General features: G+C 68.5%; 14 protein-coding genes. 9 read left to right on the top strand and 5 right to left on the bottom strand.

What is annotated here, in order from left to right:
• The first annotated feature begins 9 nt into the window (after positions 1 to 9).
• Positions 10 to 1668 (top strand): BatD family protein, encoded by a 1659-nt coding sequence (locus ASG75_RS08165; RefSeq protein WP_056389169.1) that lies wholly within the window; start codon positions 10 to 12, stop codon positions 1666 to 1668.
• Here ASG75_RS08165 and ASG75_RS08160 read toward each other — a convergent pair.
• A complete protein-coding gene (locus ASG75_RS08160) occupies positions 1655 to 2176 on the bottom strand; it encodes an O-acetyl-ADP-ribose deacetylase (RefSeq protein ID WP_056387728.1) in 522 nt (173 codons plus the stop codon). The genes ASG75_RS08165 and ASG75_RS08160 overlap by 14 nt on opposite strands.
• Positions 2177 to 2238: 62 nt before the next feature.
• On the opposite strand from ASG75_RS08160, the gene ASG75_RS08155 reads away from it, so the two are divergent.
• The 4 genes from ASG75_RS08155 (at position 2239) to ASG75_RS08140 (ending at position 7590) form a co-directional block, all read left to right on the top strand.
• Positions 2239 to 2691 (top strand): MarR family transcriptional regulator, encoded by a 453-nt coding sequence (locus tag ASG75_RS08155; RefSeq protein WP_056387725.1) that lies wholly within the window; start codon positions 2239 to 2241, stop codon positions 2689 to 2691.
• 223 nt (positions 2692 to 2914) lie between these two features.
• A complete protein-coding gene (locus tag ASG75_RS08150) occupies positions 2915 to 4027 on the top strand; it encodes an efflux RND transporter periplasmic adaptor subunit (protein ID WP_056389166.1) in 1113 nt (370 codons plus the stop codon).
• Between the two features lie 4 nt (positions 4028 to 4031).
• A complete protein-coding gene (locus ASG75_RS08145) occupies positions 4032 to 7139 on the top strand; it encodes an efflux RND transporter permease subunit (RefSeq protein WP_056387722.1) in 3108 nt (1035 codons plus the stop codon).
• 58 nt (positions 7140 to 7197) lie between these two features.
• Complete coding sequence (locus ASG75_RS08140) at positions 7198 to 7590, top strand: hypothetical protein (RefSeq protein ID WP_056387718.1); 393 nt, start codon at positions 7198 to 7200, stop codon at positions 7588 to 7590.
• Positions 7591 to 7638: 48 nt separating this feature from the next.
• Here ASG75_RS08140 and ASG75_RS08135 read toward each other — a convergent pair whose 3' ends face one another.
• From ASG75_RS08135 to ASG75_RS08125, 3 genes are all read right to left on the bottom strand, one after another.
• Positions 7639 to 9072, bottom strand: a complete 1434-nt coding sequence (locus tag ASG75_RS08135) for a M20/M25/M40 family metallo-hydrolase (RefSeq protein WP_056387715.1) — start codon at positions 9070 to 9072, stop codon at positions 7639 to 7641.
• A 129-nt stretch (positions 9073 to 9201) separates the two neighbouring features.
• Positions 9202 to 9612, bottom strand: a complete 411-nt coding sequence (mscL, locus tag ASG75_RS08130; protein ID WP_056387712.1) for a large-conductance mechanosensitive channel protein MscL — start codon at positions 9610 to 9612, stop codon at positions 9202 to 9204.
• A gap of 94 nt (positions 9613 to 9706) precedes the next feature.
• Positions 9707 to 10393 carry a fumarylacetoacetate hydrolase family protein gene (locus tag ASG75_RS08125; RefSeq protein ID WP_056387707.1) on the bottom strand — a complete coding sequence of 229 codons (687 nt, stop codon included), beginning with the start codon at positions 10391 to 10393 and terminating at the stop codon, positions 9707 to 9709.
• A gap of 160 nt (positions 10394 to 10553) precedes the next feature.
• Between ASG75_RS08125 and ASG75_RS08120 the strand changes: the two genes are divergently transcribed.
• Genes ASG75_RS08120 through ASG75_RS08105 form a run of 4 tightly spaced genes read left to right on the top strand, consistent with a single transcriptional unit; the run spans position 10554 to position 15019 of the window.
• Positions 10554 to 11789: an efflux RND transporter periplasmic adaptor subunit gene (locus ASG75_RS08120; RefSeq protein WP_056387704.1), complete on the top strand. Its 1236-nt coding sequence runs from the start codon at positions 10554 to 10556 to the stop codon at positions 11787 to 11789.
• Between the two features lie 34 nt (positions 11790 to 11823).
• Positions 11824 to 12510, top strand: a complete 687-nt coding sequence (locus ASG75_RS08115) for an ABC transporter ATP-binding protein (RefSeq protein ID WP_056387701.1) — start codon at positions 11824 to 11826, stop codon at positions 12508 to 12510.
• Between the two features lie 10 nt (positions 12511 to 12520).
• Complete coding sequence (locus tag ASG75_RS08110; protein ID WP_056387698.1) at positions 12521 to 13684, top strand: ABC transporter permease; 1164 nt, start codon at positions 12521 to 12523, stop codon at positions 13682 to 13684.
• A 12-nt stretch (positions 13685 to 13696) separates the two neighbouring features.
• The gene (locus ASG75_RS08105) at positions 13697 to 15019 is read left to right on the top strand and encodes an ABC transporter permease (RefSeq protein ID WP_056387695.1); all 1323 of its coding nucleotides are present in this window, start codon (positions 13697 to 13699) and stop codon (positions 15017 to 15019) included.
• 42 nt (positions 15020 to 15061) lie between these two features.
• On the opposite strand, the gene ASG75_RS08100 is transcribed toward ASG75_RS08105, so the two are convergent.
• Positions 15062 to 16450, bottom strand: a complete 1389-nt coding sequence (locus ASG75_RS08100) for a TIGR00366 family protein (RefSeq protein ID WP_056389164.1) — start codon at positions 16448 to 16450, stop codon at positions 15062 to 15064.
• Positions 16451 to 16727 lie beyond the last annotated feature (277 nt).

Below are 16727 nucleotides of genomic sequence, written 5' to 3'. Positions count from 1 at the left end.
TGTTTGCTGATGCTGGCGCTGATTCCGGCGCTGGCCGGTGCGGCCGAGGTGACCGCCACGCTGGATCGCGACCACGTGCAACTGGGCGAGACGGTGACGCTCAACGTGCGCGTTCAGGGCGACACCGGCGGCGTCGCCGCGCCCGACCTGCGCGCGCTGAGCCAGGACTTCCAGTTGCTCGGCACCTCGCAGAACAACAGCCTCAGCGTGATCAACGGCAAGGCCAGCTCCGAGCTGACCTTCGGCGTGGCGTTGCGTCCGCGCCACGTCGGCGTGCTGCAGATTCCCGCCCTGAGCGTGGCCGGCGAGCGCACGGCGCCGCTGCAGCTCACCGTGGCGGCGCCGAATCCGGCCGCGGCCGCCGCCACGCAGCGCGACGTCTTCATGGAATCGCAGGTCGAGCCGGCGCACGGCTACGTTGGCCAGCAGCTGACCTACGTGGTGCGGCTGTACTACGCCAACCGCATCGGCGGCGACGCGCCGCCGCCGCCGCAGGTCGACGGCGTGGAAGTCAGCGCACTCGGCAAGGGCCTGAACTACGACGCGGAGCGTGGCGAGCGTACGTATCACGTGCTGGAACAACGCTACGCGCTGATTCCGCAGCACGCCGGACAGGTCGAGATTCCCCCGGTGGATTTCCAGGGCGAGGCCGCCGACCCGAACGATCCCAACAGCTTCTTCGGCGCTACCGTGCCGGTCAGTGCCAGTGCGCCGGCGCAGACGATCGAGGTGAAACCGGTGCCCGCCGACTGGGGCGGCAGCGCGTGGCTGCCGGCACGCCAGCTGAGCCTGAGCCTGGACGGCTGGCCCACCGCGCAGGATGCGCCGCCGCGGGTCGGCCAGCCGCTGAACCTCACCATGAACCTGCAAGCCAGCGGCCTGTCGTACGAGGCGCTGCCGGCATTGAGCCTGCCGCCGCTGGACGGCGCCACGGTGTATCCGGACAAGCCGGTTACCGGCAACCGCCAGGACGGCGAATGGATCATCGGTCGGCGCCAGCAGTCGTTCGCGATCGTGCCCGAACGCGCCGGTACGCTGACCATTCCCGCCACCACGCTGAAGTGGTGGAACGTGCTGACCGACAAGATGGAAGTGGCGCAAATCGCCGCGCACAGCGTCACCGTGCTACCGGCGGTTGGTGCGGCTGCGGCGACGCCTGCCGCGCCGGCTGCGGCCGTGCAAGGCGAGGTTCCCGCGGCGACCGGTGCGGTTGCGGCAGCGCCGTCCACGCCATGGCGCTGGATCGCGCTGGCCAGCCTCGGCCTGTGGCTGCTCAGCGTGCTGGCCTGGTGGCTGTGGCAGCGCCGCCGGCGCGCGTCGTCGATGACGCCGCCGGCGGCGGTGCGCACCTCGGCGCGCAGTGGCCAGCTGGCCTTCCTCGCCGCGGCGCGCGGCAGCGATCCGGCCGCGCAGGTGCGCACCCTGCTGGCCTGGGCACGCGCGGAGCGGCCGGCGATTCAGCACCTGGGCGAGTTGTCGGCGGCGCTGGACGACGTGGCGCAACGCACCGCGATCGAAGCCCTGCAGCAACGCCACTACGCGGCCGCGCCGTCACACGATGCCGGCGCGAACCTGGCCGAGGCGTTCAAGCGCGGCTTCGCCTGGCGTGCCGCCGCTGCCGACGAGGAGCCCGGGTTGCCGCCGCTATACCCGTTCAAGCTGCATTGAGTGCGTGCTGGAACGCCGCGCGCATGGCCTCGCTGAAACAGCACAGCGTGACCTCGATATCGTCGTTGCCGGCCAGTTCGTCGCGCAGCGTGGCCACCGCCACCGCGGCGGCCTGCGCGGCGGGGTAGCCGTAGATACCGCAGCTGATCGCCGGGAACGCGATCGTGTGCAACCGCTGCGCGCGCAGCAGTTGCAGCGCGTTGCGATGGCAACGCTCCAGCAACGGCGCCTCGTCCCGGGTGCCGCCATACCAGACCGGCCCCACCGTGTGGATCACCCAGCGTGCGGGCAGCGCGAAGCCGGGTGTGAGGCGCGCCTCGCCGGTGGGGCAGCGCACGCCGGGAGCGATTTCCGGCAACGCGCGGCAGGCTTGCAGCAGGGCCGGCCCGGCGGCGCGGTGGATCGCGCCGTCCACGCCGCCGCCGCCGAGCAGGCCTGGATTCGCCGCGTTGACGATGGCGTCCGTACGCAGGTGGGTGATGTCGGCGGTGACGATCTCGATGGGCATGGTTGCGCGGCTTGGCTTATGCTTCAGACAGGCATTCGGACGCGGTGGGGCGGCAACGGGTCATGGCGAAAACGGAAGACATTTCCTTCGGCTATCTGCTCAGCGACGTGACCTTGCTGTTCCGCAAGCACTTCGACCGGCGCGCGGTGAAATTCGGGCTGACTCGTGCGCAGTGGCGCGCGACCAAGGTGTTGTACCACCGCGAGGGCCTGCGGCAAACCGAGCTGGCCGAGTTTCTGGAAATGGAACCGATCGCGGTGGGCCGGGTGATCGACCGGCTGCAGGCGGCCGGCTTCGTCGAGCGCCGGCCGGACCCGAAGGACCGTCGTGCGTGGCGGCTGTACGTCACCGAGCAGGCGCGCGTGATCGTGGGCGACATGGAGATCATCGCGCGCGAGCTGCGCAAGGACGCCACCCGCGGCATCGGCCACGACGAGTTGCAGCAGGCGTTGGCGGTGATCGGCCGGATCAAGGACAACCTGCAGGCGCTGGAGCAGGGCGACGGCACCCCCTGATGCGCGCATGTGGCGGCACTGACCAGTGCCATAGGTCGGGGTCGTGCGCGGCGGAATCCGCGGCATAGTGGGAGCTTGGCGTGTCTTCCGGCGGGTCAACCTGAAGCCGTCACACGCGTTGTAACGAGCTTGGTGCATGGTCACCGGCCCTGCGGTTCCCCGACCGCGCAACAACCCCGCCAGCGCCACCGCGCGTGGCGCGAAGATCGAGAAACCCCCGCGCATGTCCTGGAAAAAAATCGTCCTTGTGGTGGCTGTCCTGCTGGCGATCGCCCTGGCCATGCACTTCGGGCGCGGTGCCGGCGACAGCAGCAAGGCCGCCAAGGCACCGGCGGCGGTGCCGGTCGAGGTGGCCAGCGCCACCCGGGGCGACGTCGAGCTGTCGCTGAAGCTGGTGGGCCGGGTCGAGGCGTGGTCGACGGTGAGCCTGCGCGCGCGGGTCTCCGGCCAGCTCGAGTCGCTGTCGTTCACGCCCGGCGCGCTGGTGCGCAAGGGCAGCGTGCTGGCGCAGATCGACCCGCGCTTGCTGCAGGCGCAACTGGACCAGGCGCGCGGCAGCGTGGCGCGCGACCAGGCGCTGCTGCAGAAGGCGCAGGCCGACCAGCGGCGTTATGCCGACATGCTGGCCAAGGGTTTCGTCTCCAAGGCGGACTACGACCTGTACCAGGCCAACCTGGCGGTGGCCCGCGCCACCCTGCAGAGCGACCGGGCCGCGCAGGAACTGGCGCAGACCCAGCTCGACTATGCGCGCATCGTCGCCCCGTTCGACGGCATCGCCGGCGCGCCGCTGGTGTGGCCGGGTGCGCAGATCAGTGCCGACAGCACCGACATCGTGGTGCTCAACCAGGTCGAGCCGGTGCGCGTGGCGTTCAACATCCCCGAGGACAGTCTGCCCGCCGTGCGCGCCGCGCTGGCCAACGGCGCGATCGCCGTGCAGGTGACCGTCTCCGGCGACAAGGGCACGCCGCTGGCCGGCACGCTGGAATTCATCGACAACGCGGTCGACGCCACCACCGGCACCATCGTGCTGAAGGCGCGCTTCGACAACGCGGACCACCGCCTCACGCCTGGCCAGTTCGTGCAGGTGAGCCTGCCCACCACACGCCTGGCCAACGTGGTCAGCGTGCCGGTGCATGCGCTGCAGAGTTCCAGCAGCGGCAACTTCGTGTTCGTGCTCGGTGCCGACGGCAAGGTGCAGCAGCGCTACGTCACCCCGGGCCCGACCAGCGCCGGGCGCACCGTGATCGACAAGGGCCTGAGAGCCGGCGAGCAGGTGGTGACCGAAGGCCAGATGCTGCTGGTCGACGGCAGCGCCGCCACCGTCAAGCGGGGGTGATCGGATGAATATTCCGGAGCTCTGCATCCGCCGCCCGGTGATGACCACGCTGCTGATGACGGCGCTGCTGGTGTTCGGCATCGTCGCCTATCCGCAGCTGCCGGTGAACGAGCTGCCGAACGTCGACTTCCCCACCATCAGCATCAGCGCCAGCCTGCCCGGCGCCTCGCCGGAGACGATGGCGTCAGCGGTGGCCACGCCGCTGGAAGGCCGGCTGTCGACCATCGCCGGGATCAGCTCGATGAGCTCGACCAGCGCGCTCGGCTCCACCTCGATCACGCTGAGCTTCGAGCTGGACCGCAACATCGACGCGGCGGCGCAGGACGTGCAGTCGGCGATTTCCTCGGCGCTGCGCCAGTTGCCGAAGGAGATGACCACGCCGCCCACGTTCCGCAAGGTCAACCCGGCCGACGCGGCGATCCTGTACCTGGCGATGAGCTCGTCGACGATGCCGCTGACCCAGGTCGACGAGTACGCCGAGACCGAGCTGGCGCAGCAGCTGTCGATGATCGACGGCGTGGCCCAGGTGAACGTGTACGGCTCGCAGAAATACGCGGTGCGGATCAGCGTGGACCCGGACCGGCTGGCCGCCGCCGGCATCGGCATCGACCAGGTGCAGAACGCCATCGCCGACGCCAACGTCAACCAGTCCACCGGCTCGCTGTACGGCAAGCGCCAGCAACTGCCGATCCGCAGCGACGGCCAGCTGCTGCGCGCGGCCGCCTACAACGACGTGGTGGTGGCGTACCGCAACGGCGCGCCGGTGCACGTGGGCGACGTCGGCCAGGCGCGCGACAGCGTGCAGGACGATCAGCGCGTCAGCTCGTACAACGGCAAACAGGCGATCGTGCTGGCGATCCAGCGCCAGCCGGGCGCGAACACGGTGGCCACGGTGGACCGGATCAAGGCGGTGCTGCCCAGCTTCCGCGCTGGGCTGCCGCCGTCGATCACGCTGGACACGCTGTACGACCGCTCGCAGTCGATCCGCGACTCGGTCGACGACGTGCAGTTCACCCTGCTGCTGGCCGGCGCGCTGGTGGTGTTCGTGATCTACCTGTTCCTCGGCAACCTGTCCGCCACGCTGATCCCGGCGGTGGCGCTGCCGATCTCGGTGCTCGGCACGTTCGGCGTGATGTACGCGCTGGGCTACAGCCTGGACAATCTCTCGCTACTGGCGCTGACCCTGGCGGTCGGCTTCGTGGTGGACGACGCGATCGTGATGCTGGAGAACATCGTGCGCCACATGGAGGCGGGCGTGCCGCCGTACGAGGCGGCGCTGCAGGGTGCCGGCGAGGTCGGCTTCACCATCTTCTCGATGACGCTGTCGCTGATCGCGGTGTTCATCCCGGTGATGTTCATGGGCGGCATCGTGGGCCGGTTGTTCCATGAATTCGCGGTGGTGATCAGCGTGGCGATCCTGATCTCCGGCATCGTCGCGATCACGCTGACGCCGATGCTGTGCAGCCGCTTCGTCAAGGCGCACGACCATGGCGACTCTGACAAGAGCAGGAAGAACTGGCTGATCGCCGGTTTCGACCGCGGCTTCAGCGCCGTGCAGCGCGGCTACGCGAGCAGCCTGCGCTGGTGCATGGAGCGCCCGCGCCTGGTGCTGGCCGGTTTCGGCGTGAGCCTGCTGGCCACCGCGCTGCTGTTCTACGTGACGCCGAAGGATTTCATCCCGGCCGGCGACAACGGCCAGCTGCGCGTCAACACGGAAGGGCCGGAGGATGTGTCGTTCGAAGGCATGCTGGCGCGCCAGCAGCAGCTGGTCGACATCGTGGCGAAGGATCCGAACATCGCCGGCTACATGTCCACCGTGGGCGCGGGCGGCGCGCGCAGCACGATCAACAACGGTTCGATCCTGCTGCTGCTGAAGCCGGCGCACGAACGCAAGCTCGGCCCGGACGGCATCATCCAGGAGTTGCGACCGAAGCTGGCGACGGTGGCGGGTATCCGCAGCTACATCCAGAACGCGCCGGCGATCCAGATCGGCGGGCGGCAATCCAAGGCGCAATACCAGTACACGCTGCAGTCGGTGAACCTCGACCAGTTATACGAGTGGAGCGGCAAGGTGACTCGCGCGTTCGCCGCGCTGCCGGGTTTCGAGGACGTCACCAACGACCTGGATCTCAACAGCCCGTCGATCGTGGTCAAGGTCGACCGCGCCAAGCTGGCGCCGCTGGGGTTGACCATGGCGCAGGTGCAGACAGCGCTGGGCATCGGTTTTGGCGAGAACCAGGTTTCCACCATCTACGGTTCGGCCACGCAGTACTGGGTGATCCTGCAGGTCGAACGCAAGCTGCAGAACGACCCGGCGGTGCTGTCGCAGCTGTACGTCACCTCGAACAGCGGCAGCCTGGTGCCGCTCAGCGCGGTGGCCAGCTTCGCCCGTGAGCCGCAGGCGCTGACGGTGAACCACCAGGGCCAGCTGCCGGCGGTGACGGTGTCGTTCAACCTGGCGCCGGGCGTGTCGCTCAGCGATGCGGTGACCCGCATCAACAGCGCGATGGACACGATGGGCCTGCCGGCGACCATCAGCGGCAGCGTGCAGGGCACCGCGCAGGCGTTCCAGCAATCCATGCAGGGCATGGGCATGCTGTTGCTGCTCGCGGTGTTCGTGATCTACCTGGTGCTGGGCATCCTGTACGAGAGTTTCATCCATCCGCTGACGATCCTGTCAGGCCTGCCGGCGGCGGCGGTCGGCGCGCTGCTGACCCTGGTGATCTTCAACGCTTCGCTGGACCTGTTCGCCTTCGTCGGCATCGTGATGCTGATCGGCATCGTCAAGAAGAACGCGATCATGCTGATCGACTTCGCGCTGGAACGGCAGCGCGAGGAAGGCATGTCGCCGGCGCAGGCGATCTCCGACGCCTGCCGCGTGCGCTTCCGCCCGATCATGATGACCACCATGGCGGCGATGGCCGGCACCCTGCCGATCGCGCTGGGCATCGGTGCCGGCGCCGAGGTGCGTCGCTCGCTGGGCCTGGCCGTGGTCGGCGGCCTGGTGTTCTCGCAGATCCTCACGCTGTACCTGACGCCGGTGATCTACATCTACATGGACCAGCTGCAGCAGCGCTTCCAGCGATCGGGCAAAACGTCGCCGGCACGGTAGCTTGCGGCGTTCAGCCGTCCGCGACTAGGCTGGCCGCTCCGTCATCGAGGGAGCGAGCATGCGCAGCCTGACATCGATTGTCACCGTATTCGCCGCCGTCGCCGGCATGGCCATCGGCGCCAGCGCCTGCGCCGGCACCCCCGCGCAGATGGACGCCGCCGCCCTGCAGGCCTGGGCCGGCCAGCCGTGGGACAAGGCCGCGCTGATGAACACCACGGTGGAACTGGGCCGCTACCGCAACGTGCCGGTGGTCGCCGAATTCCCCTGTTCGGACGTCTGTCCGCAATACACCGTGCGCATCATCCACTACCAGCTGCCGGCGGAGACCTCGTGCGCCAGCGTGGGCGGCGTCGAGAAGGAAGTGCTGGTGCCGATCGCGATCACCGTGCGGTCGAAGACGTTCTGCATCCCCGAACCGCTGGTGGCGTCGGGCGCGTATTACGCGAAGTAGCGACGCCGTGCTCCCTCCCCCTGCGAGCAGAGGAGGGAGCAGAGCCCATTACTCGCCGGCGCCGTCTTTCGCGAACGCGCCCGGCGCGGAGCCGAAGTCGCCGTTGGCCTGGGCGGCCATGTACGAGAACGCCGCGTACACCGCCACGTTCTGCGCCAGCTCGGCCGGATCGATCTTGTCCAGCGTGTCGTTCGGCGTGTGGTGCCAGTCGAAGTACTTCGTGCCGTCCTGGGTCAGCGACAGCGCGGCCATGCCCTTGGCGTGCATCTGCGACAGGTCCGAACCGCCGCCGCCGGGACGCGTGGCGTCGTAGGCCACGCCGACCGGCTCCAGCACCTTGGCGATCTGGCCGATCGCATCGCGTGCCTCGGGCTTCACGCTGGCGCTCATGCGCCAGATCTTGCCGGCGCCGAAATCGGACTCGGTGCCGAGCTGGAACTTCGCCACCTTGGCGCCGTGCTTGTCGGCGTAGGCGCGGCCACCCCACAGGCCCATCTCCTCGTTGGCGAACGCGATCACCCGGATCGTGCGGTCGGGCCGCTGCGGCAGGTCGCGGATCAGCTTGCCGGCGGCCATCGCGATCGCCACGCCGGCGCCGTCGTCGATCGCGCCGGTGCCCAGGTCCCACGAGTCGAGGTGGCCGCCGATCGCCACCACCTGGTCGGGGTGCTTGCGGCCGGTGATCTCGCCGATCACGTTGGCGCCGGTGTATTCGCCGACCACGCCGCAGTCGAGGTCGAGCTTCAGCGTGACCGGCTTGCCGTAGGCCAGCACGCGCTCGAGCTGGTCGGCGTCGGGATTGGTCAGCGCGGCGGCAGGGATTGCCTTGGCCGGATCGCGGAAACCGGTGACGCCGGTATGCGCGGCGCGCTGCTGCGCGTCGGTGCCGGCCGAGCGCAGCAGGTAACCGGCGGCGCCCTTGGCCTGGGCGATCACCGCACCGGTCGTGCGCACGGCCGAGCCCATGCCGTAGCCGTGGCCGTCCTTCGCGCGCTCCATGCGGTAACCGACGTAAACGATCTTGCCCCGGATGCTGGCCGGGTCGGCTGCCTTCAGCGCATCCAGCGTGTCGAACTTCACCACCTCGGCGGTCAGCCCGCCCTTCGGCGTGCCGGCCGAATAGCCCAGCGCGGTCAGCACCAGCGGCTGCGGGAACGGCGCCACGATCGCGGCGTGCTCGCTGCGACGCACCCACAGCGGGTACGTCACCGCTTCGGTGTAGACCTTGTCGTAGCCGAGCTCCTTGAACTTCGCCACGGCCCAGTCGACCGCGCGGCGGTCGGCCTCGCTGCCGGCCATGCGCGCGCCGACCTCGGTGGTCAGCGATGCGGTGACCTTGTACGCGGTGTCGTCGTGCAGCGCCTTGTCGCGCAGCTGTTCGGCCGTCTTTACGGCCGTGGCGGGAATCGTGGTGGTGGCGGCGCTGGCGATGCCGCTGGCCAGCAGGCCGGCGGCGAGCAGGGTGAGGGGAAGACGGCGCATCGGGGGACTCCGCTGGGTAAACCCCGATTATGGCGTGGTTGCCGGTTGCCGCTTAGGCCAGAAGTCATGGGTGGCAGAGAACCCCGCAGGGCGGGCAGTGCCCGCCCTGCGAAGCCGTGGCCTCTTTCGTTATGGCTTGTTCTTCAGCAAATCGCGGATCTCGGTCAGCAGGGCCACGTCGGCCGGCGGCGCGGCAGGCACTTCTTCCTGCTTGCGGCTGAGCTTGTTGATCCCCTTGATCACCATGAAGATCGCGAACGCGATGATGATGAACTGGATCAGCGTGTTGATGAAAGCGCCGTACTGGATCGCCACTTCGGCCACTTTATGCGCCGGGTCGGTGACGTCGGCCGGCTTGAGCACCCACTTCAGCTGGCTGAAGTCGATACCGCCGGTGAGCCAGCCGATCGGCGGCATGATGATCTGGTCGACCAGGGAGCTGACGATCTTGCCGAAGGCGCCGCCAATGACTACACCGACCGCCAGGTCGATGACATTGCCGCGCATGGCGAAGGCCTTGAATTCGCTGATCATGCTCATGCTGCTGGTACTCCCCTTGGTTGGGCCGGATGGCGTGTCGAATGTAACGCGACAACGCAAGGTATGCGCGAACAGATGAAGGCTTCGTGGAAGCTCAGACGATCCGGCCGTGCAGTTCCGCCACGCCGACCAACTCGGCATGGAAGCGGTCGCCGCGCTGCAACGCAGCAACGCCGGCCGGCGTGCCGGTGAAGACCAGGTCGCCGGCCTTCAGCTCGAACAGCGTGGACAGCGCCGCGAGGATGTGCGGCACGTCGTGCACCATCTCGCCCAGCGTGCTCTGCTGGCGCAGTTCGCCGTTCACGCTGAGCCGCAGCACGGTCTGCGCGCCCACGGTTGCCGCATCGGCCGGGCGCAGCGCGGAGACCGGGGCGGAATGGTCGAAGCCCTTCGCCACGTCCCACGGATGGCCCTTGGCCTTGGCCTGCGCCTGCAGATCGCGACGGGTGAGGTCCAGCCCCACGCCATAGCCCCACACCAGCGCTGCCGCCTGCTCGGGGCTGAGGTCGTGGCCGCCGGCGCCCAGCGCCACTACCATTTCCACCTCGTGATGCAGATCCGCCGTGGCCTGCGGGTACGCCACATCGGCACCGTCGCCGACCACCGCATCGGCCGGCTTGCAGAAGAACATCGGCGTGGACTTGTCCACCGTGGCGCCCATCTCGCGCGCGTGCTCGGCGTAGTTGCGGCCGATGCAGAACACCCGGCGGATCGGAAAACGCCGGTCGGAACCGATGACCGGCAGGCTGGGAAGGGCGGGTGCGTCGATGATGTAGTTCATGCGCGCTAGCGTAGCAAAGCCCGGGTTACAGTAGGCCGCTGGCGCAGGCCGGATGACAGCTGTCACCGACGATGGCTGATCCTGCACCCTGATCGCGCGGTTTTCGATCAGCCAATCTTGCACTCACCAAACAGCCGGCAGCGCCGGGCGGGGAGCACGAGTGGATAACGCAGAACTGCTGAAAGAACTGCGCATCGAACGCCATCAGCGCGAGGACCACGGGCGCAACCCGGGACGCTGGCTGTGGATCGGCGGCGCGATCGTCGTGCTGCTGTTGCTGCTCGGCGGCGCCGCGCAGCTGTTCTTCGGCCATCGCGCGGTGACCGTGCAGACCGCCACCGCGGTGGCGCCCAGCGCCGGCAGCGAGGCGGGCGCGGTGCTGCAGGCGACCGGCTACATCACCGCACGGCGCCAGGCCACGGTGTCGGCGCAGATCACCGGCACGCTGACCGCAGTGCTGATCGAGGAAGGCGACCACGTCACCCGGGGCCAGGTGCTGGCGCGGCTGGACGACAGCGGCTACAAGGCCCAGCTCGAAGCGGCCAAGGCGCAGGCCGACTCGGCGCATGCGCAGGTGGCGCAGATCCGGACGCAGTTGACGCAGGGCAGCCACGACGCCGCGCGGCTGGAATCGCTGGTCGTCCGCGGGCTGGTGTCGAAGCAGGCCGCCGAACAGGCGCGCACCCAGGTCGACAGCCTGCGCGCACAGCTCAATGCGCAGCAGCAGCAGGCCAAGGCCGCCGACGCCCAGGCCGCGGTGGCGCAGGTCAACTTCGACTACTGCGTGGTGCGTGCGCCGTTCAGCGGCGTGGTCACCACCAAGGACGCGCAGGTCGGCGAAATCCTCTCGCCGCTATCCGCCGGCGGCGGCTTCACCCGCACCGGCGTGGGCACCATCGTCGACATGAACTCGCTGGAGATCGACGTCGACGTCAACGAGGCCTACATCGGCCGGGTCAAGCCGGGCATGCCGGCCGACGCGGTGCTGGACGCCTACCCCGACTGGAAGATTCCCGCCCACGTGGTCGCCATCGTGCCCACCGCCGATCGCGGCAAGGCCACCATCAAGGTGCGCGTGGCGCTGGAAAAGAAGGATGCCCGCGTGGTGCCCGACATGGGCGCGCGGGTGTCGTTCCTGGAAGAAAAAACGAAGGCCAGCGCCAGCGTGCCGCAAGGCGTGCTGGTGCCGGCCACGGCGATTGTGCAGCGCGGCGGTCACAGCGTGGTGTTCGTGCTCGACGGCAACCGGGTGCGCCAGCGCACGGTGAACCCCGCCGCGCAGACTTATGGTGATTTGCGCCTGCTGCCTGCAGCGGTGAAGCCGGGCGACAGCGTGGTGGTGTCGCCGCCGGCCGAACTGCACGACGGTTCGGACGTCCAGATCAAGGCGCCGTAGGGCGCACCCCCTCACATTCACCGGAGAGCCTGCCATGTCCACGCTGATCGAGATCAAGGACCTTGCCAAGACCTACGAGCGCGGCAAGCAGAAAGTCGAAGTGCTGCACCACGTCAACTTGAATATTGCCGAAGGCGATTTCCTCGCGCTGATGGGCCCGTCCGGCTCGGGCAAGACCACCCTGCTCAACCTGATCGGCGGGCTGGACGCGCCGAGCGCCGGCAGCATCAGCGTGGGCGGCCAGCGCATCGACCAACTCGGCGGCGGCGCGCTGGCGAAGTGGCGCGCCTCGAACGTGGGTTTCATCTTCCAGTTCTACAACCTGATGCCGATGCTGTCGGCGCAGCGCAACGTGGAACTGCCGCTGCTGTTGACCAAATTGTCGGCGGCGCAGCGCAAGAAGAACGCGGCCATCGCGCTGCAGCTGGTCGGCCTGGCCGATCGCGCCAGCCACAAGCCGGGCGAGCTTTCCGGCGGCCAGCAGCAGCGCGTGGCGATCGCCCGCGCGATCGTCTCCGACCCCGAGTTGCTGGTCTGCGACGAGCCGACCGGCGATCTCGACCGGCAGTCCGCCGAGGATGTGCTTGGCCTGCTGCAGCAACTCAACCGCGAGCACGGCAAGACCATCGTGATGGTCACGCACGATCCGAAAGCCGCCGAGTACGCCAGCCACACGCTGCACCTGGACAAGGGCACGCTCGTCGAGCAGGCCACGGCGTGAGGAGGCGGCCATGAAATACCTTCATCTCATCTGGGCCGCGCTGTTCCGGCGCAAGACCCGCACCTTGCTGACCCTGGTGTCGATCATCGCCGCGTTCCTGCTGTTCGGCATGCTCGACGCGGTGCGTACCGCGTTCGACTCCGGCAACCAGAGCATCGCCGGCGTGGACCGGCTGGTCACCTCGTCGCGCTACTCGATCATCCAGCCGTTGCCCGAATCGCTGAAGACGCGCATCGCCGCGATTCCCGGCGTGCGCGACGTCGGCCACGCGAACTGGTTCGGCGGCATCTACCAGGACCCGAAGAACTTCGTGTTCAGCTATGCGGTGAGCCCGAACTATCTCGACCTGTATCCGGAAATCCACTTGCCGGCCGGGCAGCGCAAGGCCTTCGACGACAACCGCACCGGTGCGGTGATCGGCGACAAGCTGGCGCAGAAGTACGGCTGGAAGGTGGGCGACAAGATCCCGCTGCAGTCGACCATCTTCCCGCAGAAGAACGGCTCCAAGACCTGGACCTTCGACATCGAGGGCATCTTCACCGTCGAGAAGGGCGCCGCCAACGGGCTCGACCAGATGTTCATGCTGCACTGGAAATATTTCGACGAGGCCAACGCGTTCGGCAACGGCACGGTCGGCTGGTACATCGACCGGCTGGCCGACCCGGCGCTGGGCGATCGCGTGGCGCATGCGATCGACGCGCTGTCGGCCAACTCCGATCACGAAACCAAGACCCAGACCGAACAGGCCTTCAGCGCCTCGTTCGCCAAGCAGCTGGGCGACATCGGCCTGATCGTCGGCTCGATCATGGGCGCGGTGTTCTTTACCCTGATCCTGCTGACCGCCAACACCATGGCGCAGGCGGTGCGCGAACGCACGTCCGAGCTGGCGGTGCTCAAGACGATGGGCTTCTCCAGCCGCAGCGTGTTGGGGCTGGTGCTGGCCGAATCGGTGCTGCTGTTGCTGATCGGCGGCGTGATCGGGTTGGGCCTGGCCGCCGTGCTGGCGCCTGCCATCGGCAAGGGCAGCGGCGGCATGATCAACCTGCCGCCGGTGGGTGCCGGCAGCTGGGCGATGGGCCTCGGCCTGATGGTGCTGATCGGCCTGGTGGTGGGTGCGTTGCCGGCGTGGCGGGCGATGCGGTTGAACATTGTCGATGCATTGGCCGGCCGCTGAGGAGAATCCATCATGCGCAAATTCAAGTCATTCCTGCGCGGCCTCGGCCTGGTCGCCATCGTGATCGCGGGCCTGGTCATCTGGTCCAGGTTGCCGTGGCCCGCCGTGCTGCTGCTGGTGGTGCTGTTGGCACTGTGGCTGGTGCTGACCCGGCGTGGCCGGCAAACGCTCTCGATCACCGGCGTGGGCATCAGCACATTGCGCCAGCGCATCGGCGCCTCGCTGGTGGTGGTGGTCGGCATTGCCGGCGTGGTCGGCGTGCTGGTGGCGATGCTGGCGATGGGCGAGGGCTTCCAGAGCACCTTGCAACAGACCGGCTCGGACGACACCGCGATCGTGCTGCGCGGCGGCTCCAATGCCGAGTTGAACTCGGTGCTCGACCGCGACAGCGTCAACGTGGTCATCCAGGCGCCCGGCGTGGCGCGCAGTGCCGACGGCAAGCCGGTGGCGTCGGCCGAACAGTCGGTGGTCGCCAACCTGCCCAAGCGCAGCGACGCCAGCGTGGAGGCGAACGTGCCGATCCGCGGCGTCGGCGACGAGGCATGGACCTTGCGGCCGAACGTGAAGATCGTGCAGGGCCGCCGCTTCAAGCCCGGCCTGCGCGAGCTGGTGGTGGGGCAGGGCGCGATGCGCCAGTTCGCCGGGCTGGACGTGGGCAGGCAACTGCGCCTGGCCGGGCAGGAATGGTCCATCGTGGGCGAGTTCACTTCCGGCGATTCGCACGACTCGGAGCTGTGGGGCGACGCGCAGACGGTGGCCTCGGCCTATCGCCGCGGCAGCAGCGCGCAATCCGTGACCGTACGGCTGACCTCGCCGCAGGCGTTCGATGCGTTCAAGGCCGCGCTGTCCAGCGACCCGCGCTTGAAGGTCGACGTCAGCACCACCCGCGAGTACTTCAGCAAGCAGTCCGAGAACCTGACCAAGGTGATCCGCGTCGTCGGCATCACCGTGGGCGTGATCATGGCGATCGGCGCGATCTTCGGCGCACTCAACACCATGTTCGCCGCGATCGCCGCGCGTGCCCGCGAGATCGCCACCCTGCGTGCGATCGGTTTCCGCGGCCTGCCGGTGGTGGTCTCGGTGCTGATGGAGACCATGCTGCTGGCGCTGCTCGGCGGCGTGCTCGGCGGACTGATCAGCTGGCTGATCTTCAACGGCTACACCGCGTCGACCCTCGGTGCGAACTTCAGCCAGGTGGTGTTCCAGTTCAAGGTATCGCCGGAACTGCTGTGGCTGGGCATCAAGTGGGCGATGGCGATTGGCTTCGTCGGCGGCCTGTTCCCCGCCGTGCGCGCGGCGCGGCTGCCGGTGACCACCGCACTGCGCGAGTTGTAACGCCATGCGGCAGGAGCGCACCCTGTGCGCTCCTGCGCGCGTCTATGGCATCACCGGTGGCACATAAGTGAGCGTCAAGCCGAGCAGCCACAGCATGCCCAGCACCAGCGGCACGTGCACCACCAGTTGGATGAAGGTGTAGCCGACCACGTCGCGCGCCTTCAGTCCCAGCACGCCGAGCAGCGGCAGCATCCAGAACGGGTTGATCAGGTTCGGCAGCGCCTCGGCCGCGTTGTACACCTGCACCGCCCAGCCCAGGTGCACGTGCAGGTCGTTCGCCGCCTGCATCACGTACGGTGCCTCGACCAGCCATTTGCCACCGCCGGACGGCACGAAGAAACCGAGGATCGCCGAGTACGCGCCCATCACCGCGGGGAAGCTCTCGGTGCCGGCCACCTGCACGAACAGGTTCGACAGCCGGTGCGCCAAGGTGGCGCCATCGGCGCCGGGCACGTGGGTGAGTAGCGCGGCGATGCCGCCGTACAGCGGGAACTGGATCAGCACGCCAGAGGTGCTCGGCACCGCGCGGCTCACCGCGTCGAGGAAGCTGCGCGGCCGCCAGTGCAGCAGGATGCCCAGGGTGAGGAACAGGAAGTTGTAGGTGTTGAGGTTGGCGATCGCGGTGACCGCCGGCTTGCTGGCGAATTCGTGGCCGAGCCAGCCCAGGCCCAGCAGGCCGATCGCCAGCGACAGCAGCGGGCTGTATTCCAGCCACTCGCCCGGCCGTGTGCGCGGCGGCAGCGCCGGCGTCGAAGTTTCGCCCACGTCGAATTCTTTTGAAGTGCGTGCGTTCGCATCCGACGGCGCGGTGGTCCAGCAGATCAGCAGCGACACCACGATCAACACCGCGGTCAGCACGATCGACTGCCACAGGAAGATGGTCTGGCTGAAAGGCAGCACGCCGGTGATCGCCAGCAGCCCCGGCGGCATGCTGGCCGGGTTCGCCTGCAGCTGCGCCGCCGACGACGACAGGCCCATCGCCCAGATCGCGCCCAGGCCGAGATACGCCGCTGCGCCGGCCGCACGGTAATCCATGCGCAGGTCCTCGCGCCGCGCCAGCGCGCGCACCAGCAGCCCGCCGAACACCAGCGAGAAACCCCAGCTCAGCAGCGACGCCAACATGCTGACCAGCGCGATGTACACGATCGCCCCGCGCCCCGTACGTGGTGCCCGCGCCAGCACGTCGATGAAGCGCGCCACTATCGGCGCGGTGGCCAGCACGTAGCCACCGATCACCACGAACGCCATCTGCATGGTGAACGGGATCAGGCTCCAGAAGCCGTCGCCGAACGCGTTGACCGTCGCCGTCGGCGTGGCGCCGAAACTGAAAGCGGCCAGCGCCACCACCACCACGCCCAGCGCGGCGAACACCCACGCATCCGGAAACCAGCGCTCCGCCCACGCCGCGCTACGCAACGCCGCGCGCGCCATCCATCCGTCCTGCCTTGCGTTCATGCTGCCTCCGCCGCTGATCGCGACATCGTCGCGCAGCGACGGCAGCACGGGCAAGCCGACCAAGGTCTAGCTTCAATGAAGCGAAACCAGTGCCGCCGCAGGCGGCGTCTCGTTTGCCCCTCCCCCTGCAAAGCAGGGGAGGTTGGCGACCAAAGGGAGTCCTTTAGGTGAGGGGGTGAGGCTTTTGACTTTACGGCGAAGAGCAACCCCACCCCAACCCTCCCCTGCGACCGGAGGAAGTCCCTTGAGGGAC

This window comes from Rhodanobacter sp. Soil772, from assembly GCF_001428385.1.
Classification (GTDB): domain Bacteria; phylum Pseudomonadota; class Gammaproteobacteria; order Xanthomonadales; family Rhodanobacteraceae; genus Rhodanobacter.
The sequence above is the reverse complement of the archived record's forward strand: the minus strand, read 5'-3'. Positions and strand labels throughout refer to the sequence as shown.